Source organism: Idiomarina sp. H2 (assembly GCF_004364275.1).
GTDB lineage: Bacteria > Pseudomonadota > Gammaproteobacteria > Enterobacterales > Alteromonadaceae > Idiomarina > Idiomarina loihiensis.
This window is the reverse complement of sequence record NZ_SNZY01000009.1, coordinates 101,957-122,872: the sequence shown is the minus strand read 5'-3', so window position 1 is coordinate 122,872 and position 20,916 is coordinate 101,957. Positions and strand designations below refer to the sequence as shown.

The window sequence follows — 20,916 nt, the reverse complement described above, 5'->3', positions numbered from 1 at the left end:
TACCTCTTTATTCCGCTAAAAACAGGAGCAAGTGTTTGCCAGTGCGGAAGGTAAAGTAGGTATAATTAACCGTTCTCACCTGAGCCCGTACTAGCTTGTTTAAGCTCAATATCTAAATCAAATCACTAAATAGAGATCCCCAATACGACAAAGCTTCTTTCATCTCATCAAAGTAATCATGCTGATCATACACCCGCTCCATACCACTTAAAGAGTGGCCCAGTATTTTTTCCGCGCAAGCAGGGCTAAAAGCATTATATCGACCTGATGAACTATCGCTTTTAACTGAAATCAAATGACTACGAATGGAACGCCTTATGTCGTGAGGCTGAAAGTCCGGTACCTGAACTTTTCCTTGCTTTCGAATTCGGTTTAAACTTCTATTCAGCGTCTTAGTATCCATATGGCTAATGCTTTTACCCGCTGACACCGAATCTCTTTTTGCAGGGAATACGAACTCGCTTTTGAGTAAAGCACTATGGCTCTCTTGGTCTCGGAAAGCTTTCAATAGCTCGTCTGACATCGGAACTTTCTGATAAACCACTTCACCTCTAGTGCTGTGTTTTTCATTAACTGCATACCAAACACGCTTTTCAAAATCCACATCACTCCATTTCGCTGTTATAGCCGCCCCGCTTCTTACTCCGCTTAATAGAATAACCTTAAAACAATTGAAGTTCTGAATTGACATTCCTGCGCTCAAAAAGACCTCTAAGGCTGTTCTAAGCTCATCTACACTCGGTGTTCTGCGCCTAGGGGTATATTTAGCGTAGGTTGACTTAGAAGCCCCCTCCAGAGGATTAAAGTCCATACAGCCGACTGCAACGCCGTAACTGAACATCTGTTTCAACAACGCAAGTGTTTTGCCAGCCTGGCTTTTAGCCCCCCTATCTAATATTGGGCTAAATACGTCTTCATGAAGCTGGTGTCGGGTAATATTAGTCAACAGCACATGCCCAGCTCGTGGCAATATGTCCTTATTGAAACTAGCTTCAACAATCTCTGGGCGCTTTCTCTCCAAAATTTTATTTCTGAAAAATTCGGAGTAAAGTTTTCCAACTGTCCAGGCATCACTTCCTGACGATAGCTTTTCTCGTTCAACCTGAATATCAATGCCATTCCTTACTTTCTCCAGGTTTTCTCTAGCCATGCTTTTAGCGGTTTCAATATCAATTTCCGGCATTCCGCCTATTCGATAGTTAACCGACTTTACCGGCTTAGTTCTTGTTCTGTAATAAAGGTAAAAGGCTTTGGAGCGAACACCGTGTTTATTAATCCGACCCAGTCGAACATGAAATCCGGGGATTTCAGGGTCGTTTATTCGAGTTATCTCTTCAGAGACCTTACTTAAAAGGTGCTTAGTCAGCTTCTTAGTTATTGTGGTGGTTTTCGCGGTTGCCGCTAATGGCGGAATAATTTGCTTCTCGGAGCTTCTGTGTTGCACACCCATTTTTAAATCCTCAAGTTATGTTTCACCTGTGTTGCAACAGCTAATGCTGAACCTTTCTAAGGGACATTTACCTTAGAATAGAGACAACGTAAAAACCGTTGCAAAGCGAGTGAAAACACTAACTGAATCAGGACTTTACTTGTAGAGGACAAACTTCTTTAAACTGGGACAATTGAAAAAATTTAATGGATTTTCACTTGAGAATTGTCATGGGGTGTCAGGGGTCGGAGGTTCAAATCCTCTCACGCCGACCAATTCTTCTTCTAGTGACACTCAATAAAGCATTCACTGGTTCCATTCTGGTAAACTAAGTTGCTCTCCCATTTCAGTTGCCACTCGCCAATAACCTCCTCTGGCAGAACCTTTTCGAATTAATACTCCTTGTTCTTTCAATTTAGAAATGTGTTTTTCTACCGCACGCGACGAAATATTCAACACTTCAGCGACTCTGGCGGCACTCCATTCAGGCTGCTCATTTAATAGCCTAAGTACCATATTTCGTGTGCTCGTTCCTGAATATCGACCTTTACCCGAACCGTTATCCGAACCTAACAGCGAACTTTTTACCGAACTCATAGGTATTTCACTAGAAAAATCATGCGAGATACTCGCTTCTTCCAGCACCTCTGCTTTGTCTTTTTCTTCTTTCACTGTGGTTGAAATACTCTGTTGCAAACAATCCAGAATAAACTCAACCATAAGACCTCTGTCATTTTCACTAATTGAGCGTCGCAAGCAATCAAGATATTCGTCTTTATTGAATTTAAAGATTTGCTCAAAGCTTAACCAGGCAACTGCCGGATGCCATTTAGCTAAAATAAGGCTAAACCAGAGTCTTCCAACACAACCGTTGGCAACAGAAAACGGCTGAATAAATTCGAACTGCTGTAAGAAAATAGCCGCTTTAATTAAAGGGTGTTCGTTGCTTTCGTCTAACCAGGACAATAGACTTCTTACCGACTTCCCGGCCTGCCCCGCCGGAGCGGTCATATGAACCAGCTTGTTGTTGCGGTAAACGCCCATTCCCGTTGCGCGATAGCTTCCAGCGCTGGGGGTTACTGCGGCGCAAATCATCTGGTGAGCGTTTTTAAGATCTGACTCCGAATGTAAATTCCACTCAGACAATTTTTTATAGGCTTCATCTAGACGAATACCCTCCAGCGGTTGTGACTGCTCATCCAGGCCTACCGACGCATGAGCTTTAATTGGCAATTGTTGAGACTTAAAATCTTCTAAATTGCTTTTATCGGATTCAAGTAATGCTAACCAACGGCCAAAGTCGGTGCTTATTTGCGCCACTAAATTCACGCATTTACTGGTAATCAAATAATCTGCTGCCATTTGTTATTAGTAACCTCTGGGGGTTACTCTCCGTTATTTTGTTAACGCACACACTCAGTCTAAAACACTTACACTGTAATATCAGCGAATACCGATTGCAGCCTTGCCACTTCACTTTCTTCCAGCGGAAGCATAGGTTGTTTCCCCCAGACTGGAGCAGGCCAGGCAGCGTCAGTTTGAAACCGCGCTATATGATGAACATGCAACTGCGGAACCTGATTTCCTAAAGCAGCGACATTAAGTTTATCGGGTTGGTATTCAGCCTTTAGCCAGTGGCATAGAAATCGGCTTTCTTTTAACAACTGCAGTTGATCGTCTTCAGAAAGGTCTATGGCTTCGCGCACGTCTGCCACTTTAGGAACCAACAAAAACCACGGAAATTGCCTGTCATTCATGACTCTGACTTCGCATAGCGGCCAATCGGTTAAATGGTAACTGTCTCTGGCTAATTCCGGAGCTAATGTATATTCCATAACCTACCCTTTTAGTAATGTTTCAAGAAACCGTTTAAACAGTGCATTAGTTTGCGGCAAGCTGTCAATTAAACGGTGGTCATCATTCACCAGGTGTAACTCTGCCCTGGTTCTTTCCGCATAACGCCAACTGTTCTCAACAGGAACAATATCGTCGTTCCAGCCATGAACAATTTGAGTCTTACAAGCCGGTGTTAGTTCGTCAAAATTTGCCTGACCACCTAAGTAAAAGGCCGGAGCCATTAAGAACAGCCCCCGGCTCTTTGTTTTAGCTGCAGCTACCGTTGCCACGTAACCGCCCATGCTGGAACCGACCAGTAAGAAATTTTCCGTTAGTGCTTCAATATATGTTGTGAGTTTTTCCACGCGCTGATCAGGATCATCAATACCCTGATAATCGACACTGGTTACGCTAAACCCCAAAGCTTCAGCGGTTTTTGCTAAAACTTTAATTTTGCTGCCCCAGGGGCCGCTCTCTTTTCCGTGATTAAAAATAACCTGCATTTAGCAATTACCTATATTTTGTGCTTAGATAAAACTATCAGAAATAACAATTAAGTAACAATGTAAGCTTTTATCATGATAGTCAAAACGTTCATTATAAAGAAAGGCGGTTACTATGACCTTTAACAAGCAACTTGTTGCGCTGTACACCGTATTATCTATAGTGGCTCTGTTTAGCTCAAGCAGCCTTGCCGAGCACGAAGACATTATCTGGGGAGTAAACTCCTCCCCGCCGTTTCATATATTTGATGGTAAATACGAAGAACAAGGCTTTTGCGATGCTTTAGTCAGCAGCTTTCAGCGCCAGCTACCGGAACTGTCGCACAAGGTCAGAAAGCTTCCCTCCCGCCGTATTACCATGCTTATGAAAAAGAACAAGAACCTCTGCTTTCCCTGCCTGATTAAAGGAGCAAGTTACAATTCCGAGTTTAATTACACCGACACAACTCACCGGTATCAACCACACGGTATCATCACCCGTGCTGACACCGCGGCCAGAATCATTGGAAAGTATGGCCAGCCAGTAGATTTTTCCAGCCTGGTTCAGGACTCAAATTTACGCTTTGCGCAACCGGCTGAACGCCGATACGGCCGCCTGCAGCCGCTACTGGAAGAGCACCTTATCGATTCAGATAATTTCAGTTTTATCAGCGGCGACAATGCCCACATCAACTTGCTGACTATGATAGTCAACGAGCGTATTGATTACACTATCGATTATGAAATGATTATGACTTACTACAACGAAACAGAATTTAAAAACAGCGGACTGGTGTTTTTGCCTATTGAAGAGTACGAGGGTGTGGTTATTGAGGGCGCGGTTGGTTGCAGTAATAATGAATGGGGACGTAAAGCTGTGCGACACCTTAATGAAGTCATCAATGAACTTAAAGCTGATCCGGACTTTCAAAAAAGCCTGGATCAGTGGTTAGGAACTAGTCGCCCAATGGTTGATTAAGCAAAGCGCTGTTGTAAATACTGGTTAATGTCATCGGACTCATACATCCACTGTACTTTATCGTCCTGCTCAATGCGCAAACACGGCACTTTAACTCTGCCGCCGCCATCTAACAGCTCTTGTCTGTGCTGCTCATTATTTTTCGCATCTCTTAACTCTATATTCAAATTAAGGCGGGCAATTTCCTTACGTACCTTGACGCAAAAAGGGCAAGCGGCAAATTGATAAAGAGCCAGCGACTTGCAGGCTTCATCTACCTGTTGTTGAGCCTCATCACTGCGGCTCTGGCCTTTTGGCGTGGTCAATTTTTCGACCAGTAAAACAATAGGCGTTAAAATAAGCCGTAGAGTACGAAAAAAGTAACGAATGATAATTCTCATAGAAATACAACCAGACTGCCTGTTAAAGATGCCGCTATTCTAACGTGTTTAAGGTAAAGCGTCAGTCTTTTAACTAAACGCTTTTCACTTTCCGTTTAAAGCTTCCGCGGCAATTTCTAACGACCTTAAACGAGCCTGATGATCAAAGGCATGGCAGGTAAGAATAACTTCATCTATACCGGTATCATCAATAAACTGATTAATATGCCGTTGAACTGAATCCTTAGTGCCAACCGCCGTATAGGTTAATGCATGATTCGCCCCGGCCAGTTCATGAGGCGCGGCAACCGTTCTTATGTCATCCACCGGTGCTTTTAAAGGCCCGGGTGTACCACGACGCAACGCAATAAACTGTTGTTGCATTGAGCTCATCATTTTTCGCGCATCGGTTTCGCTGTCTGCCGCAAAAACGTTCATTGCCGCAGCAACATAAGGTTTGCTGAGGTAACGCGACGGACGAAAGTTCTCGCGATACGCTTTTAATGCATGCTGCAAATAGTCTGGTGCAAAATGCGATGCAAAGGCATAAGGCAGACCTAAATGCGCTGCAAGCTGGGCGCCAAAAGTGCTTGAGCCGAGCAACCACACCGGAATTTTCTGTCCAAACCCGGGCACAGCTTTAATCGCATCACTTTCCTGCGCTTCTTCCAGGTAACCTAAAAGCTCCTGAACATCGTTAGGAAACTGCTCGGCGTCGTCGGGTTTACGTCTCAATGCCCGTAGGGTTCGGCCGTCTGTTCCCGGCGCTCGACCCAAACCAATATCAATACGTCCGGGGTACAGGGCATCCAACGTACCAAACTGCTCAGCCACCACAAAAGGCGCATGGTTAGGCAACATGACACCACCTGAACCTACCCGAATTTTATCGGTTTTGCCGGCAACATAACCTAAGGCAACAGCGGTTGCGGCCGAGGCAATTCCGGTCATATTGTGGTGCTCAGCCATCCAGAAGCGGTGGTAACCCCACCGCTCTGCATGCTGGGCTAAATCAGCAGAATTATGCAATGATTCAGCCACAGACCCACCTTCGGTAATAGGCGCTAAATCAAGAACTGAATATTTCATAACAAATTACAGCTCTTGCTTGGTTGGGCGAATGATCATTTCATTCACGTCAACTTGCTGAGGTTGCTCAATAGCAAACGTAATGGCACGGGCAATAGCCGCAGAATCAATAGCGTCTGAATACAAACTGTCAGCCATTTCTTTCGCGTCTTTGTCACTAATGTGGTCAGTCAGTTCTGTTGCTACAGCGCCCGGTGAAATATTGGTTGCGCGAATTTCACCATTAGATTCCTGACGAATGCCTTCAGAAATGGCTTTTACCGCAAACTTAGTTGCGCAATACACCGTTCCGCCGGCAAAGACTTTCTGACCTGCAACTGATGACAGGTTGATGATATGACCGACATGCTGTTCACGCATAACCGGTAATACAGCAGCTACGCCATACAAAACACCTTTAATGTTCACGTCAATCATGGTGTCCCACTCGTCCACTTTTAGCGCATCGAGCGGTGCCAATGGCATGAGTCCGGCGTTATTAATGAGCACATCAATACGGCCAAATTCTGCTTTAGTGTCGTCAGCCAGTTTTTGAACTGCGGCTTTGTCGGTTACATCAACCACACGGTAAGCTGCCTGGCCACCGTCTTTCTTAATTGACTCAGTCAATTCTTTTAGGCGATCTTCGCGACGCGCCGCTAACATCAGTTTTGCGCCTTTTGCTGCAAGCATACGAGCGGTCTCTTCTCCTAAACCACTGCTTGCACCTGTAATAATCACAACTTTATCTTGTACTTCTGACATAGCTTTACCTCCGGTTAGTGCTATTAGTCAACTGCCCCTAACTGCTTTAATATCATCTCTTCAAAACGCAGTAGCGGCAGCATAGAACGCTGAACTTTGGCTCGCAGTAATGCTCCCTGCCAACCCGAAAGAATGAAGGCTCCCATCTGTTCGGTGTCAATGCACTGCTGAATTTGCTGTGCGTCCTGTGCTGCTTTTAAACACCGGGCAATACGCTGCTCCCAGTCAGAAAAAATGTCATCTAACCGTTCGCGAAATAAGTCACTCTGAGATGCCATTTCCTGACCCAGGTTGCCTATCAGACAGCCTTTGGAGAAATCACACGACTTTAAGTCCTCTACCGAGCGACGCAAATAGCTGCGCAAACGATCAACCGGCTCCAACGTCTCGTTAGCCAGAGTTTCGTCCATGCGTGCTTCATAATCCTCGGCGTAGGTTTCGATAACAGCCAGGCCAAAATCATTCTTACTTTTGAAGTAATGATAAAAGGAGCCCTTGGGCACCTGCGCCTCGCTCAGAATTTTATTCAAACCGGTGCTGCCGAACCCATGTATGGATATCAGGTCAGCACCGATTGTTATGATGTTTTGTCGTGTGTCATTCTTAGTCATGCGATCTATATTAGACCAGTCGTCTAGAAACTTCAAGATCAGTCTGTTAATTGCAACTATAGGGCTTCAGCAATGGGTTCCGGCCAGACACCGCACTGAACTTTAGCAATGTGGTCACTTTGTAAAATTTGCATAACCACCCGTGACTGACCTATTCCCCCTCCAATAGTTAAAGGCAATTCACCCGCTAACAAGGACTGATGCCAGGGTAGCTTGAGCTTTTCCTCCTGTTGGCTAATAGCCAACTGACGTTTTAATGCCTGCTGGTCAACACGTATCCCCATAGACGAAAGCTCCAGCGCGTCATCTAATGCCGGATGCCAGACAAGAATATCGCCGTTTAACCCCGTACTGCCCTGCTCGTTAACCGAACTCCAGTCATCGTAGTCCGGCGCTCTTACGTCATGTGCATGACCATGACTCAGCTCCCCGCCAATACCGACCAAAAATACTGCGCCATGTTGTTTAACCACTTTGCGCTCACGTTGTTTTGCAGTAAGGTCTGGATAGGCAGTAATTAAATCCTCTGCATGCACAACCTGTATTTTCTCCGGTAAGGTTCCGGTTCCACCGTGTTGTTCAATATATTGCTGCTCCGTTTGACGCAAAGCAGCGTAAATACGCTCGACGGTCTGGATCAGAAACGCCAGCGAACGCTGCTCTTCAGTAATGACTTTTTCCCAGTCCCACTGGTCAACGTAAACAGAATGTACGGAACTCAAAGCTTCTTCGTCAGGCCGCAAGGCTTTCATCTGGGTAACTATGCCCTCACCTGCACCAAAGCCGTAACGGCCAAGGGTAAAGCGTTTCCACTTAGCCAATGAATGAACTACTTCATAATCTTTGTCGGGCACGGCTTTTACTTTAACTGCAACCGCCTTTTCCCAGCCCGACAAATCGTCCTGAACACCACTGCCCAACTCACTTAGTAGTGGCGACTGCACTTCAATAAGCCCAAGCTGAAGCTGTAACTGCTGAGTAAAGCCGGATTTTACGAATTGAATTTTCTGTTGCTGTAACATGTATTGTGACTTCATAAATACTCCGAATCGTTAATAAAAGAATAGAAACACAATTCAATTAATACCTTTTAGAACTATTTATTCAATAACGTTTAACAAAAATAGCTTTACTTATTATTTTCCGTTAATTTATACCTAACTTAATTAACGAAGCTTTAATAAAACATGAAAAAATCACCTGAAAATTATCAAATCGATGATCTGGACCGTTCCATACTAAGAACTCTGATGGAAGACGCACGTATTCCTTACGCTGAGCTGGCCAAACGCTATAAGGTGAGTCCGGCCACTATTCACGTACGGGTTGAAAAAATGAAGCGTGCCGGGATTATTGAGGGTACGCGTTTACAGGTTAACGCCAAACGCTTAGGCTACGATGTCTGTTGTTTCATTGGCATTACGCTGAAAAGCGCGGGTGACTACCCGGCCGCAATTGAAAAACTGGAAAAGCTCGAAGAAGTTATTGAGGCTTACTACACTACCGGTCAGTACAACGTCTTTATTAAAATTATGACACCGTCAATAAACGAGCTACAACACACGCTAATCAATCGAATTCAGGCTATTGATGAAATACAATCGACGGAAACGCTCATTTCATTACAGCAGCCAATTAACCGGGACATACAGCCATGACAGCGCAGAACTGCATAAACAGTGGATAGAAGGCTTACTGGTTGACTACTACGACCCCATGTACGACTACCAAATGAAAAAGCGATAAGCATCGCTAAAAATCTGCGACCCGCCGAAAACAACAGTCAATGCGTTACGCTTTTGTTATGGTATTGTCATAATAACACCAAGGGGATTTATCTATGCTGAAGCGAATGTTAAGCCGTGTCACCGCGGCCGCATTGGTCATCGTTGCCCTGCCTTCTATGGCAGCAACAACAGACCTTTCTTACTATCTGCCACAGGATGTCAGTTACAACCCGGAAATTACCAAACCCAAAGATGTGCTGGGTTATCAGGTTGGTGAATGGCATGCCCGCCCCGAGCAAATTGTAAAGTATATGGAAGTTCTTGCCGAAGAGTCGGATCGTATTACGCTGGAAGTGACCGGTCGCACACATGAGCAGCGTCCTTTGTTACTTCTTACCGTCACCTCAGAAGACAACCACCGCAATATTGATGACGTTCGTGAGCGTCATTTGGCCGCAGCTGATCCAAACCGTGATGCCGACCCGGACAATACGCCGGTGGTCATGTATATGGGCTACAGTATTCACGGAGACGAATCGAGCGGTAGTAATGCAGCAATACTTTTTGCTTATTACCTTGCAGCCGCTGAAGGCGAAGCCGTAGATGAGCTTTTGAATGATTCAGTTATTCTGCTTGATCCGGCGTTTAACCCGGACGGTCTTGCTCGCTTCGCACAATGGGCAAACCAGCACCGCGGACAAAATTTAGTTGCGGATCCTCAGCATCGCGAACACGTGCAGCCGTTCACCCGAGGTCGGGTTAACCACTATTGGTTCGATATGAACCGCGACTGGCTGTTACTGCAACACCCTGAATCGCGCGCGCGTATCGCTAACTTTCAGAAATGGAAGCCAAACGTACTGACCGATTACCACGAAATGGGAACCAACAGCACGTATTTCTTCCAGCCGGGTATTCCGTCTCGTAAAAACCCATTAACGCCAGATGAAAACGTGCGCTTAACCGAAATTCTTGCGGCAGAACACGCCGACTCGCTGGATGATATTGGCAGCCTGTATTACACCGAAGAGTCATTTGATGACTTTTATTATGGCAAAGGCTCAACGTATCCGGATATTCAGGGAGCTGTCGGCATACTGTTCGAACAAGCTTCCAGCCGCGGGCACCTGCAGGACTCGGTTAATGGTGAAGTCAGCTTTCCGTTCACTATTCGTAACCAGTTTGTCGCCTCACTCAGTACCATTTACGGCACACACAAAAGCAAAAGTCGTTTTATTGAGTTTCAGGAGCGCGCTTACGATGAAGGTATGGAAGCAGCCAAAAAAGCCAAGTTTGAAGGTTATATAATTGGTGATTCAAGCGACCCGTCGCGTGTAGAAGGCTTACTGGAAATATTTAAACAGCACGGTATTAAAGCTTACCGTGTAGAAAAAGATATAGAGCAGAACGGTACTCAGTTTAAAGCCGGAAGCAGTTATTACATCCCTCTGGCTCAGGCTCAGTACGGTTTGATTCAGGGAATATTCAGTACGCGCAAGAACTTCCCGAACAATACCTTCTACGATGTTTCAGGCTGGACTCTGCCATTAGCCTTTAACGTGCCATTTGAGACTCATCGTGGTCGTATTCAAATTGCGGATAATGCCTGGGATGCGCCAAAACGCAAGACGTCGGCTCTCACTGATGCCTACGCTTACGCATTTAACTGGAACGATTACTTCGCTCCGGGTTTATTACAAGAGTTGCTGGAGCAGAACATTCACGTTCGTCAGACAACAAAACCCTTCACTGTAGAAGGTGAACAAGGCCGTCAGGAATTTTCAGCAGGCTCTATTGTTGTACCTAAAGCCTATCAGCAGCGGGAATGGCGCGATGTACAACGCCGTCTGGCTACCGCAGCAAAAGAAAAAGGTATTCAGGTAACCTCTATCGAGACCGGATTGACACCAGAAGGTGTTGACCTGGGTAGCCGCAATATTCAGCCGGTAGAGAAACCCAGCGTAATGATGCTAACCGGCGCGGGTGTTAACCTATACGAAGCTGGTGAAACCTGGTACTACCTTGACCGCCACGTCGGTATTCCATTGTCGATGGTTGATACTGAACGTTTATCCAGAGCTGACTTAACCCGTTATAGCCATATTATTATGGTGGACGGACATTACAGCAATTTAGATAAAAAACTGCGTAAGAAAATTCAAAACTGGGTAAGCCAGGGTGGCACAATAATCGGTCAGCGCGGTGGTGCTGAGTGGTTATCAGAGAATGGTCTTCTACAAACTCGCTTTGTTGATGACGCCGTCTTCCAGAGCGCTTTTGCTAAAAAGCAATTAAGTTACGAAGAGCGTGACGATTTCTACGCCGAACAACGAATTGCCGGAGCGATATTCTCAATGGATGTCGACACTTCTCATCCGTTATTCTTTGGCTTCCCGCGTGATCAAATGCCGGTATTCAAGAATTCGGCAGCCGCTATGGAAGAGCCGGAGTCGCCTTTCGTTTCAGTTGCCCGCTATTCAGAGCAGCCTTTAATGAGTGGCTACACAGATGAGCGCAATCGCGAAATACTAAAAGGTAAAACCAATATTGCCGCCCATCGCTTAGGCAGCGGTCAAGTTATTGGTTTTGCCGACAACGTTAATTTCCGCGCCTATTTTTGGGGAACCGCTAAATTACTCAGTAATGCTATTTATTTAGCTCCCCGTATTCAGGTTTATGCGAAAAAACTGGACGATAAAGCGGCAGCTGATGCCGCCGCAGAAGCCCATTAATTAATTAGCTTTTGAGAAATAAAAACCGTTAGGACTTCCCGTCTTAGCGGTTTTTTTACACTTGGATATATTGGTTATTTTTCAAATCATGGTCTACCTTACTAATTGAATCTTCTAAATTAATCAGTGAGGTGAATATGTTACGTTGGGTTCTTATCTTTCTAGCCGTGGCTGTAGTTGCTGCTATTTTAGGCTTTGGTGGAATTGCCGGAACAGCAGCCGGAATAGCCAAAATTATCTTCTATATCTTTATTATCCTCTTTGCGATTTCTTTAGTTGTCCGCCTGCTTCAGGGTAATAAAAGGCTTTAAATGTTTTAGCCTTTGTTAGATATTAGACATTGGTCGTATGCCAACAGTTATTGAATCTACGATACAATAACTGTTGGCATTTTTCGTTATCTGTCTAACACTACAACAATGAGGCTCTTGCCATGAACGCAATCGTAATGATGGTTCTGGGTTTAGGCGCAATGTTTCTCGGTTACGTTTTTTACTCTAAATTCATTGCTGAGAAAATTTTTAAGCTTGATCCAGACTTCAGAACACCCGCTCACGAATTAGAAGACGGCGTCGACTTCGTCCCTACCAATAAATACGTTCTGTGGGGCCACCACTTTACTTCTGTAGCCGGTGCGGCACCTATTATTGGTCCTGCCATCGCGGTTATCTGGGGTTGGGTACCTGCTTTCTTATGGGTTATTTTCGGTACCATATTTTTTGCTGGCGTACACGATGCTGGCGCTATCTGGGCAAGTAACCGTAATAAAGCCAAATCTATCGGTAACCTGACCGGCGATGTTGTAGGCAAGCGCTCTCAAACGCTGTTTATGATCGTTATCTTCCTTGTGTTACTAATGGTTAACGCAGTGTTCGCCACCGCTATTTCGGGTCTGCTGATTAAATTCTCCAGCTCAGTAGTACCGGTTTGGGGTGCCATATTTGTCGCGCTTATTATCGGACAAATTATTTTCCGTAAATGGATGGGCTTAGGTGCAATATCCATTATCGGTGTACTAGCGCTGTACGCACTTATCTGGGCAGGTCCATCATTCCCAATAGAGTTGCCGGAAACGGTAATGGGTATTAGCGACAACGCGCAATGGGTTCTTATCCTGTTTGGCTACGCAGCCATCGCTTCGTTACTACCTGTTTGGATGTTGCTTCAGCCACGTGATTACATCAACGGTCTGCAGCTTTTCATCGGTCTTATTTTGCTTTACGGCGCCACCTTATTACTGGCTCCGGAAATTTCAGCACCGGCCTTCAATAGCAACACTCCGGAAGGCACCCCATCAATGTTGCCGCTGTTGTTCGTGACCATAGCCTGTGGGGCAATTTCGGGCTTCCACGGTCTGGTTGCATCTGGCACAACCTCTAAGCAACTTGATAAAGAAACCGATGCCCGCTTTGTGGGATACTTTGGTGCGGTTGGTGAAGGCTCATTGTCGCTGGCGACTATCATCGCTGCCACAGCCGGTTTTGCAACATTAGCCGACTGGGAAGCGGTCTACTCTTCTTTCGGACAAGGCGGCGTATCAGCCTTTGTTGAAGGTGGCGCCAACATTATTAGTCAGGGGCTTGGCCTGGACATTGGCGTATCAGAAACCCTGCTGACGGTAATGGCTGTGCTTTTTGCCGGTACCACAATGGATACTGGATTACGTCTGCAACGCTATATTTTCCAGGAATGGGGAAACCTGTATAACATTAACTGGATGCAAAAAGCCTTTCCGGCAACGATGCTAGCTGTAGGAAGCTGCTTATTGTTAGCCTTCGGTGCTGGCGGCGCAGACGGTTCCGGCGGCTTAGTTATATGGCCTCTGTTCGGTACCACAAACCAGTTATTAGCAGGGTTGACCTTGTTGGTTATTACGGTCATGTTGGTGCGCTTAGGCCGACCAATGTATTACACCTTAATACCGTTAATTTTCCTGTTGATAATGACAGTCTTCGCTCTTATTGTTCAGCTTAAAGATTTCTATAACAGCGGTGACTGGTTCTTAATGGGTCTGGATTTAGTGGTGCTGGTTGCCGCTATCTGGATTGCTCTTGAAGCTAGCGCAGGCTTAACTAAAATCCGTAAGGAACAAAAAGCCCAGAAGCAGCAATAAGAGTAACGGGAGTAAGTAGCATGAATATACAGTCAGTGCGCCGTTGGTTCAGCCGGGCAAGTGATTTGGCCAATGAGTTTTATAATGCGCCCTATCGCTCTGCTATTGCCCGGGCAAAGCGCGACGAAGACGATTTATTCATGCTACTGGTTTTTTCTGAAATGATGGGCGTGCCGAACCCGGCCGCCTATTATACTTTAGAGTTACAGCCATTAATGCTGGAACGTTTCCACGAATGGCATCAACGCATGGGGATGGAACACTCACCTCTTGATCACTTCCGTTGTTGCTAATTTTATAACCCGACCAAAAACAGGGTTCATTTCTCATGTTGTTAAGCGATAAAAAAGTTTTATTAGTTGGTGGTAAAGGCGGAGTTGGTAAAACAACCGTGTCTTCTGCTCTGGCGGTTCTTGCTGCACGCCAAGGTAAAAAGGTATTGCTGGTTTCAACCGACCCGGCGCATAGCCTGGCCGACGTATTCGACAAGAAAATCGGCGATAAAAAAACTGTTATGCGCGAAAATTTAACCGCATTAGAAATTGATCCTGACCACGAAGTTAAGGCTCATATTGAACGCGTCAGTTCTCAAATGAAGCGTTTTACAAACCCCGATCTCTTTCCCGAAATTGAACGCCAGATGCGTTTAACCCAGCAGTCTCCGGGAGCCCAGGAGGCTGCTTTGCTAGAGCGCATTTGCAACGTCATTGATGAAGCAGAGAAAGACTACGATTTGTTGATTTTTGACACAGCCCCGACCGGCCATACTTTGCGTTTACTGACATTACCCGAGGCTATGGCAGCCTGGACTCAGGGAATGCTGCGCTCGCAAAAGCGCTCTGAAGACTTTGATTCAGTTCTTGAGCACTTATCGCCCAAAGCCGGTAAAGACATTAATAACCCAATGGCTGACCCTAAAGACAATGCCAGCGACGGTATGACCGATCGCACCAGAGCAATTACAGAACAACTATTAACTCGACAGAGGCTTTTTCAACGAACCCGGCGCTTATTGCAGGATAGCAGTTACACATCCATTCTGTTTGTGCTGACACCCGAACGGCTCCCTATCCAGGAAACCGATCGTGCATTACAATCGTTAACCGCAGAAAAGTTACCCGTTGGTGGTGTTGTCATTAATAGAATATTGCCTGAACAGGCCGACGGCAGCTTTTTGGCCAAACGCAGGCTTCAGGAAAAAACTTACATAGAAGACATTCACAAACGTTTTAAAGCATGGCGAAATTACTCTCTTTATCTATTAGAAGAAGATGTGCAAGGTCTCGACGCATTAGAAGCCTTTGCAAATAGTCTGGAGCAAGCAGGATTTTCATCCTAACTGCCATTTTTTTGTCATCGCTTTCTCTAATAATACGTATACAGTGTGATTGTTGTTAATTAAGGAGAAGACTATGCGCGCTGTAGGATACAAAGAATCACTTCCGGCCGAAGATCCGAATTCACTGCTGGATATTACCGTCGATGACCCGACTCCGGGAGCAAACGATTTACTGGTTAAAGTTAAAGCGGTAGCCGTTAATCCGGTTGATACCAAAATCAGGATGCGCATGGCGCCTGAGTCTGGCCACAAAATTATTGGCTGGGATGCTGTCGGTGAAGTTGTCTCTACCGGAGATAAAGTAACCGGCTTTAAAACCGGAGACAGGGTTTGGTACGCGGGTGACTTGACCCGACCAGGTTGTAACGCGCAATTGCAAACCGTTGATTATCGCATTGTAGGCAAAGCACCAGAGAACCTCGATGACACTCAGGCAGCCGCACTCCCTCTGACCAGTATTACTGCCTGGGAAGTTCTATTCGATCGCTTACAGGTTGATAAACCTTCACCGCAAAACAAAAGAACTCTATTGGTCATAGGCGGAGCCGGTGGCGTTGGGTCTATCTTAATTCAGCTTGCCGCTCAGCTAACCGATGTCACCGTTATCGCTACAGCCTCCCGAGCAGAGTCACAACAATGGGTAAAAGCTCTGGGAGCTGACCACGTTATCAATCATTACGACGACTTGGCTGAGCAGATAGAGTCTGTTGGCGCCTCCCCGGTAACCGATGTGGCCTGTTTGACTCACAGCGAACAATACTTCGCACAATGCATGAAATTGATGGCACCTCAGGGGCGTTTTTGCCTCATAGATGACCCGTCAGAAAGTCTCGATATTACCCTGATGAAGCAAAAAAGCATCAGCTTGCACTGGGAGTTTATGTTTACCCGTTCTATGTTTACTACAGCAGACATGATAAAGCAGCAGGAATTACTGAACCATATTGCGAAAATGGTCGAAAAAGGCCAGATCCGTTCGACTCTTGGTAAAAGCTTTGGCGAAATGAATGCGAATAATCTCCGGAAGGCGCATCAGGCACTAGAAAGTCAAAAAACTATCGGAAAAATAGCGCTAACTGTCGCCGAATAGTTTTACAAACATACATGAATGTATGTATAATTCCGGATTGATATAAATTAATAGGTCAGAGGTAATTTAATGAACACGCGTTTTAGGTTTGCCCCCATTTTTGCCGCGGGTCTTCTGTTAACGGGAGCACTAACCGCATGCAGTGACCAACAACAGCAGCAACAAGGTCAGCAGCAAGCAGCCCAGGTTGATGTGATTACCGTAACGCCTGAGTCAATCAGTCTTAGTACCGATTTGCCTGGACGCACAGCTGCCTACCGAGTTGCTCAGGTGCGTCCGCAAGTTAGCGGTGTACTGCTGAAACGAACTTTTGAAGAAGGTGCCTTTGTAGAAAAAGGACAACAACTTTATCAAATTGATCCGGCAGTTTATGAAGCTGAATTAGCCAGTGCAGAAGCTGAAGTTGAAAGCGCGAAGGCCGTTTTACGCAGCTCAGAGCTTCGCTATAAACGTTTCCAGGAGTTGCTTGAAGAGAACGCAGTAAGCCAGGACGAGTTTGATAGCGCAGAAGCTACCTTCTATCAAAACAAAGCGGCTGTTTCAGTGGCTGAAGCCCAGTTAAAAAATGCCAGCATTAACCTTGAGTACACGAAAGTCAACGCACCTATTAACGGTGTCATTGGCCGTTCTAATTTCACTGAAGGCGCATTATTAACAGCATCGCAGACTGAACCTTTGGTTACGATTAATCAACTGGATCCAATTTATGTTGATATCAACCAGTCCAGTAAGCAATTTATGGAATTACAGGCTGATATAAAATCTGGCCGTATTCAAGCGAACGAGAAAGGTAATGCACCAGTTCGTCTCAAATTAAATGGTCTGGATTACGATCAAAAAGGTGAACTGCTTTTCTCTGAAGTCAGTGTCGATGAAGATACAGGAGCAATTCTATTGCGTGCTGAATTCCCTAACCCGGATAAAACACTGTATCCCGGCATGTTTGTGCGTGCTGAAGTTAGCGAAGGCACTATCAACTCAGCCATTAAAGTACCACAAGCAGCCGTAACTCGTGACCCCAGAGGACGACCTTATGTCATGCTGGTAAATGATGACAAAAAAGTTGAACAACGGATGATAACGACAGAACGCGCTGTAGGAAGCAGTTGGCTAGTATCTGAAGGCCTTAAAGAAGGCGATACCGTTGTCACTTCGGGTCTGCAAAAAATTCGTCCGGGCGCATCGGTGACTATCGATTCATCTAACTCTGAACAGCAGCAGTAAGGGAAGTCAGTAATGGCCAAGTTTTTTATAAATCGCCCGATATTTGCCTGGGTTATCGCGCTACTGACCATGATGGCCGGTGCTATCGCGATGCTGCAGCTACCTATAGCTCAGTATCCGACTATCGCTCCGCCTGCAGTCGAAATTCAGGTGAGTTACCCTGGCGCTAACGCCGAAACCGTTTCAAATACCGTAACCAAAGTGATTGAGCAGAATATGACAGGTATAGATAACCTGCTCTACTTCTCTTCTCAGAGCAACTTTGGCAACGGTACCGTTAGTCTGACTTTTGCTTCAGGAACGGATCCTGATATTGCTCAGGTGCAAGTTCAGAATAAGCTTTCTCAGGCAACCCCCCAGTTGCCTCAGGCAGTTCAGGCTCAGGGCATTACCGTTAGTAAAGCAAGTAGCTCATTCTTAATGGTAGCCGCACTCGTGGCCTCAGACGACCGTTACTCTCAAACCGACTTAAGTGACTATATTGCGTCAAATATTCAGGATCCTATAGCCCGTACAACCGGCGTTGGTAACGTTCAGCTCTTTGGCTCGCCCTACTCAATGAGAATTTGGGTAGACCCGTCAGCGCTGGTTAACTACGGCATGACAATGGCTGACCTTAAAAGTGCTATTCAGGCACAAAATGCTCAGGTTGCTGCCGGTGAACTCGGTGGTACCCCAGCCGTAGAGGGACAACGTCTAAACGCAACCATTATTGCGCAAACTCGTATGTCTGATGTCTCTGAGTTTGAAAACATCACCTTAAAAGTGTTGTCCGATGGTTCGCAAGTCCTTCTTAAAGACGTTGCTGAGGTCGAAAAAGGCGCAGAAAACTATTCCATTCAGGCCAATTATAACGGTAAGCCGGCAACAGGTCTGGCAATTAACTTGCAGACCGGCGCTAACGCCCTGGAAACAGCCGATGCGGTAAAAGCGCGAATGGCTGAACTGGAAGAGTTTTTCCCTGATGGAATGGAGTTGGTTACAGCGTACGATACGACTCCCTTTATCAAAATCTCAATTTCAGAAGTTGCGCAGGTTTTAATAGAAGCCATTATTCTGGTCTTCCTGCTGATGTTCGTTTTCCTGCAGAACCTACGCGCTACCTTAATACCCACCTTAGCAATACCGGTGGTTATTCTGGGAACCATGGGGGTCATGGCATTAGCTGGTTTCTCAATTAACACCCTGACCATGTTCGGTATGGTGTTGTCCATCGGCCTGTTGGTTGATGATGCCATCGTGGTTGTAGAGAACGTTGAGCGCTTAATGTCTGAAGAGGGCTTGTCACCCAAGCAGGCAACGATTAAGTCGATGGGACAAATTACCGGTGCACTTGTTGCTATCGGTGTTGTTATGGCCGCGGTATTCGCACCTATGGCCTTTTTCCCAGGCTCGACTGGTGCCGTTTACCGACAGTTCTCACTGACCATCATTACCTCGATGGGTCTGTCTGTTCTCGTCGCAATCGTGTTCTCACCAGCATTGTGTGCCACCCTGCTGAAACCGGTTAAGCACGACAAAAGCAGTGGCTGGGGCCCGCTTGGTTGGTTCAACCGTACCTTAGAAAAATGGACCGATAAGTACACCAATACCATTCACTCAATTTTACGTCGTACCGTACGGTTTGGCGTACTTTACCTGGGTATTATTGGTATTCTGGTGTTCTTATTCATGAAATTGCCAGCGGCCTTCTTGCCCGACGAAGATCGCGGCGTATTCTTGACTCAGATGCAGTTACCGGTCGGTTCGACTATTGAGCAGTCGGTTAATACCATGGACAAAATAGAAAACTATTACCTTAACCAGGAAGATGCGGTTCAGTCAGTATTTTCTGTTGTTGGTTTCAGTTTCTCAGGACGAAGTCAGGCTAATGGTATCGCCTTCGTGCGTTTGAAAGACTGGAGCGAACGTGACGAAAGCCAGAGTGTTAATGCCGTTATAGGCAGAGCTTTTGGGTTCTTCGCTGGTATTAAAGAGGCGATGATATTTGCCTTTAACCTGCCACCTATTCCAGAACTTGGTGTTTCCAGTGGTTTCAACCTGTTCCTGCAGGATCGCGGTAACCTGGGTCATGCAGGTTTACTCGAAGCCCGTAACCAATTGCTGGGTATGGCAGGACAGAACGACAAGCTGGTACAGGTACGTCCAAATGGTCTTGAAGATGCGCCACAGTTGCGTATTGATATCGACTTTGAAAAAGCTCAGGCGCTGGGACTGACTATTACCAATATCAATGAAACCTTAAGCACAGCCTGGGGCTCATCCTACGTTAACGACTTTATCGATCGGGGCCGGGTTAAAAAGGTCTATCTGCAGGGCGAAGCGGAATCGCGTATGTTGCCTGAAGATATCAACGAATGGTATGTCAAGAATAACCAGGGTGATATGGTGCCATTTAGCTCATTCTCGAGTTGGGAATGGACTTATGGTGCCCAGCGAGTTGAAAGCTATAACGGTGTTTCTGCAATGGAAATCCAGGGGCAGGCAGCTCCGGGAGTCAGTACCGGCGAAGCCATGATTGAAATGGAAAAGATGATTGCTAAGCTTCCTCCGGGTATTGGTTTCGAATGGACAGGTATTTCTTTACAAGAGCGTCAATCCGGTGATTTTGCGCCGATCCTTTATAGCGTATCGCTGATTGTTGTATTCCTGTTCCTGGCAGCCCTGTACGAAAGCTGGTCAATACCATTCTCAGTCATGCTGGTTGTCCCTCTGGGTATTCTGGGTGCTGTCGTTGCTGTTATGCTTCGCGGTATTTCTAACGATGTTTACTTCCAGGTAGGTCTGCTGACAACCGTTGGGGTGTCGGCAAGGAACGCCATACTGATCGTTGAGTTTGCGAAAGACTTGCAGGCTCAGGGTAAAGAACTACTGGATGCCACTCTGGAAGCCGTACGCTTACGTCTGCGCCCTATCCTTATGACGTCCTTAGCCTTTATCTTTGGTGTTATGCCTCTGGCGCTAAGCGATGGTGCAGGTGCAGCAAGCCGTAATGCCATCGGTACCAGTGTTATAGGCGGGATGATTGGTGGTACTGTACTGGCAATCTTCTTCGTACCATTATTCTTCTATGTTGTACGGCGAATATTCCCGCCTAAGCAAGCTGAAGAATAACGAATAGCGGATACAAAAAACCCGGAGCTTAAACTCCGGGTTTTCTTT

The 20,916-nt window shown here is 46.0% G+C and carries 19 protein-coding genes; 10 read left to right on the top strand and 9 right to left on the bottom strand.

From position 1 onward, the window contains the following. Positions 1-112: 112 nt before the first annotated feature. From DET62_RS12345 to DET62_RS12330, 4 genes are all read right to left on the bottom strand, one after another. Positions 113-1,450, bottom strand: a complete 1,338-nt coding sequence (locus tag DET62_RS12345) for a tyrosine-type recombinase/integrase (RefSeq protein ID WP_110014004.1) — start codon at positions 1,448-1,450, stop codon at positions 113-115. A gap of 285 nt (positions 1,451-1,735) precedes the next feature. Then, positions 1,736-2,791: a Fic family protein gene (locus DET62_RS12340; RefSeq protein WP_011233937.1), complete on the bottom strand. Its 1,056-nt coding sequence runs from the start codon at positions 2,789-2,791 to the stop codon at positions 1,736-1,738. A gap of 68 nt (positions 2,792-2,859) precedes the next feature. Further along, complete coding sequence (locus tag DET62_RS12335; protein WP_011233938.1) at positions 2,860-3,264, bottom strand: HIT family protein; 405 nt, start codon at positions 3,262-3,264, stop codon at positions 2,860-2,862. Between the two features lie 3 nt (positions 3,265-3,267). Then, complete coding sequence (locus tag DET62_RS12330; protein WP_110014005.1) at positions 3,268-3,768, bottom strand: YqiA/YcfP family alpha/beta fold hydrolase; 501 nt, start codon at positions 3,766-3,768, stop codon at positions 3,268-3,270. Positions 3,769-3,883: 115 nt separating this feature from the next. Here DET62_RS12330 and DET62_RS12325 point away from each other — a divergent pair, with 115 nt between their 5' ends. Beyond that, on the top strand, positions 3,884-4,726 hold the full coding sequence (locus DET62_RS12325; RefSeq protein ID WP_110014006.1) for a TIGR02285 family protein: 843 nt from the start codon (positions 3,884-3,886) through the stop codon (positions 4,724-4,726). Here the strand turns inward: DET62_RS12325 and DET62_RS12320 are convergent. The 5 genes from DET62_RS12320 to asnA all read right to left on the bottom strand — a co-directional run bounded on the left by DET62_RS12320 (position 4,723) and on the right by asnA (position 8,566). Beyond that, positions 4,723-5,106 carry a glutathione S-transferase N-terminal domain-containing protein gene (locus DET62_RS12320; protein WP_011233941.1) on the bottom strand — a complete coding sequence of 128 codons (384 nt, stop codon included), beginning with the start codon at positions 5,104-5,106 and terminating at the stop codon, positions 4,723-4,725. The two genes, DET62_RS12325 and DET62_RS12320, sit on opposite strands and share 4 nt — an antisense overlap. An 84-nt stretch (positions 5,107-5,190) precedes the next feature. Beyond that, the gene (locus DET62_RS12315; RefSeq protein WP_110014007.1) at positions 5,191-6,174 is read right to left on the bottom strand and encodes an LLM class flavin-dependent oxidoreductase; all 984 of its coding nucleotides are present in this window, start codon (positions 6,172-6,174) and stop codon (positions 5,191-5,193) included. Between the two features lie 6 nt (positions 6,175-6,180). Beyond that, positions 6,181-6,918 (bottom strand): SDR family oxidoreductase, encoded by a 738-nt coding sequence (locus tag DET62_RS12310; protein ID WP_011233943.1) that lies wholly within the window; start codon positions 6,916-6,918, stop codon positions 6,181-6,183. Positions 6,919-6,941: 23 nt separating this feature from the next. Beyond that, positions 6,942-7,529, bottom strand: coding sequence for a TetR/AcrR family transcriptional regulator (locus DET62_RS12305; protein WP_110014008.1), 588 nt, complete (start codon positions 7,527-7,529; stop codon positions 6,942-6,944). Positions 7,530-7,585: 56 nt separating this feature from the next. Further along, positions 7,586-8,566: an aspartate--ammonia ligase gene (gene asnA, locus DET62_RS12300; protein WP_110014009.1), complete on the bottom strand. Its 981-nt coding sequence runs from the start codon at positions 8,564-8,566 to the stop codon at positions 7,586-7,588. A 150-nt stretch (positions 8,567-8,716) separates the two neighbouring features. Between asnA and asnC the strand changes: the two genes are divergently transcribed. The 9 genes from asnC to DET62_RS12255 all read left to right on the top strand — a co-directional run bounded on the left by asnC (position 8,717) and on the right by DET62_RS12255 (position 20,868). Continuing rightward, positions 8,717-9,187 (top strand): transcriptional regulator AsnC, encoded by a 471-nt coding sequence (gene asnC / locus DET62_RS12295; RefSeq protein ID WP_110014010.1) that lies wholly within the window; start codon positions 8,717-8,719, stop codon positions 9,185-9,187. 182 nt (positions 9,188-9,369) lie between these two features. Then, entirely contained in the window at positions 9,370-11,988 is a 2,619-nt protein-coding gene (locus DET62_RS12290; RefSeq protein WP_110014011.1) for a M14 metallopeptidase family protein, read from the top strand. A 137-nt stretch (positions 11,989-12,125) separates the two neighbouring features. Then, positions 12,126-12,299: a DUF1328 domain-containing protein gene (locus DET62_RS12285; RefSeq protein WP_016341288.1), complete on the top strand. Its 174-nt coding sequence runs from the start codon at positions 12,126-12,128 to the stop codon at positions 12,297-12,299. A gap of 122 nt (positions 12,300-12,421) precedes the next feature. Then, positions 12,422-14,101 (top strand): carbon starvation protein A, encoded by a 1,680-nt coding sequence (locus DET62_RS12280; protein WP_110014012.1) that lies wholly within the window; start codon positions 12,422-12,424, stop codon positions 14,099-14,101. A 20-nt stretch (positions 14,102-14,121) separates the two neighbouring features. Then, on the top strand, positions 14,122-14,394 hold the full coding sequence (locus tag DET62_RS12275) for a cory-CC-star protein (RefSeq protein WP_011233950.1): 273 nt from the start codon (positions 14,122-14,124) through the stop codon (positions 14,392-14,394). Between the two features lie 35 nt (positions 14,395-14,429). Further along, entirely contained in the window at positions 14,430-15,440 is a 1,011-nt protein-coding gene (locus DET62_RS12270) for an ArsA family ATPase (RefSeq protein WP_110014013.1), read from the top strand. A 73-nt stretch (positions 15,441-15,513) separates the two neighbouring features. Next, on the top strand, positions 15,514-16,530 hold the full coding sequence (locus DET62_RS12265; protein WP_110014014.1) for a zinc-binding alcohol dehydrogenase family protein: 1,017 nt from the start codon (positions 15,514-15,516) through the stop codon (positions 16,528-16,530). Between the two features lie 69 nt (positions 16,531-16,599). Beyond that, a complete protein-coding gene (locus DET62_RS12260) occupies positions 16,600-17,754 on the top strand; it encodes an efflux RND transporter periplasmic adaptor subunit (protein WP_110014015.1) in 1,155 nt (384 codons plus the stop codon). Positions 17,755-17,766: 12 nt separating this feature from the next. Continuing rightward, the gene (locus DET62_RS12255) at positions 17,767-20,868 is read left to right on the top strand and encodes an efflux RND transporter permease subunit (RefSeq protein ID WP_110014016.1); all 3,102 of its coding nucleotides are present in this window, start codon (positions 17,767-17,769) and stop codon (positions 20,866-20,868) included. Positions 20,869-20,916: the final 48 nt, after the last annotated feature.

What these genes read in the sequence shown, in the direction of transcription:
- DET62_RS12345 (WP_110014004.1), bottom strand. Translation starts at nt 1,450, where the DNA reads ATGGGTGTGCAACACAGAAGCTCCGAGAAGCAAATTATTCCGCCATTA.
- DET62_RS12340 (WP_011233937.1), bottom strand. Translation starts at nt 2,791, where the DNA reads ATGGCAGCAGATTATTTGATTACCAGTAAATGCGTGAATTTAGTGGCG.
- DET62_RS12335 (WP_011233938.1), bottom strand. Translation starts at nt 3,264, where the DNA reads ATGGAATATACATTAGCTCCGGAATTAGCCAGAGACAGTTACCATTTA.
- DET62_RS12330 (WP_110014005.1), bottom strand. Translation starts at nt 3,768, where the DNA reads ATGCAGGTTATTTTTAATCACGGAAAAGAGAGCGGCCCCTGGGGCAGC.
- DET62_RS12325 (WP_110014006.1), top strand. Translation starts at nt 3,884, where the DNA reads ATGACCTTTAACAAGCAACTTGTTGCGCTGTACACCGTATTATCTATA.
- DET62_RS12320 (WP_011233941.1), bottom strand. Translation starts at nt 5,106, where the DNA reads ATGAGAATTATCATTCGTTACTTTTTTCGTACTCTACGGCTTATTTTA.
- DET62_RS12315 (WP_110014007.1), bottom strand. Translation starts at nt 6,174, where the DNA reads ATGAAATATTCAGTTCTTGATTTAGCGCCTATTACCGAAGGTGGGTCT.
- DET62_RS12310 (WP_011233943.1), bottom strand. Translation starts at nt 6,918, where the DNA reads ATGTCAGAAGTACAAGATAAAGTTGTGATTATTACAGGTGCAAGCAGT.
- DET62_RS12305 (WP_110014008.1), bottom strand. Translation starts at nt 7,529, where the DNA reads ATGACTAAGAATGACACACGACAAAACATCATAACAATCGGTGCTGAC.
- asnA (WP_110014009.1), bottom strand. Translation starts at nt 8,566, where the DNA reads ATGAAGTCACAATACATGTTACAGCAACAGAAAATTCAATTCGTAAAA.
- asnC (WP_110014010.1), top strand. Translation starts at nt 8,717, where the DNA reads ATGAAAAAATCACCTGAAAATTATCAAATCGATGATCTGGACCGTTCC.
- DET62_RS12290 (WP_110014011.1), top strand. Translation starts at nt 9,370, where the DNA reads ATGCTGAAGCGAATGTTAAGCCGTGTCACCGCGGCCGCATTGGTCATC.
- DET62_RS12285 (WP_016341288.1), top strand. Translation starts at nt 12,126, where the DNA reads ATGTTACGTTGGGTTCTTATCTTTCTAGCCGTGGCTGTAGTTGCTGCT.
- DET62_RS12280 (WP_110014012.1), top strand. Translation starts at nt 12,422, where the DNA reads ATGAACGCAATCGTAATGATGGTTCTGGGTTTAGGCGCAATGTTTCTC.
- DET62_RS12275 (WP_011233950.1), top strand. Translation starts at nt 14,122, where the DNA reads ATGAATATACAGTCAGTGCGCCGTTGGTTCAGCCGGGCAAGTGATTTG.
- DET62_RS12270 (WP_110014013.1), top strand. Translation starts at nt 14,430, where the DNA reads ATGTTGTTAAGCGATAAAAAAGTTTTATTAGTTGGTGGTAAAGGCGGA.
- DET62_RS12265 (WP_110014014.1), top strand. Translation starts at nt 15,514, where the DNA reads ATGCGCGCTGTAGGATACAAAGAATCACTTCCGGCCGAAGATCCGAAT.
- DET62_RS12260 (WP_110014015.1), top strand. Translation starts at nt 16,600, where the DNA reads ATGAACACGCGTTTTAGGTTTGCCCCCATTTTTGCCGCGGGTCTTCTG.
- DET62_RS12255 (WP_110014016.1), top strand. Translation starts at nt 17,767, where the DNA reads ATGGCCAAGTTTTTTATAAATCGCCCGATATTTGCCTGGGTTATCGCG.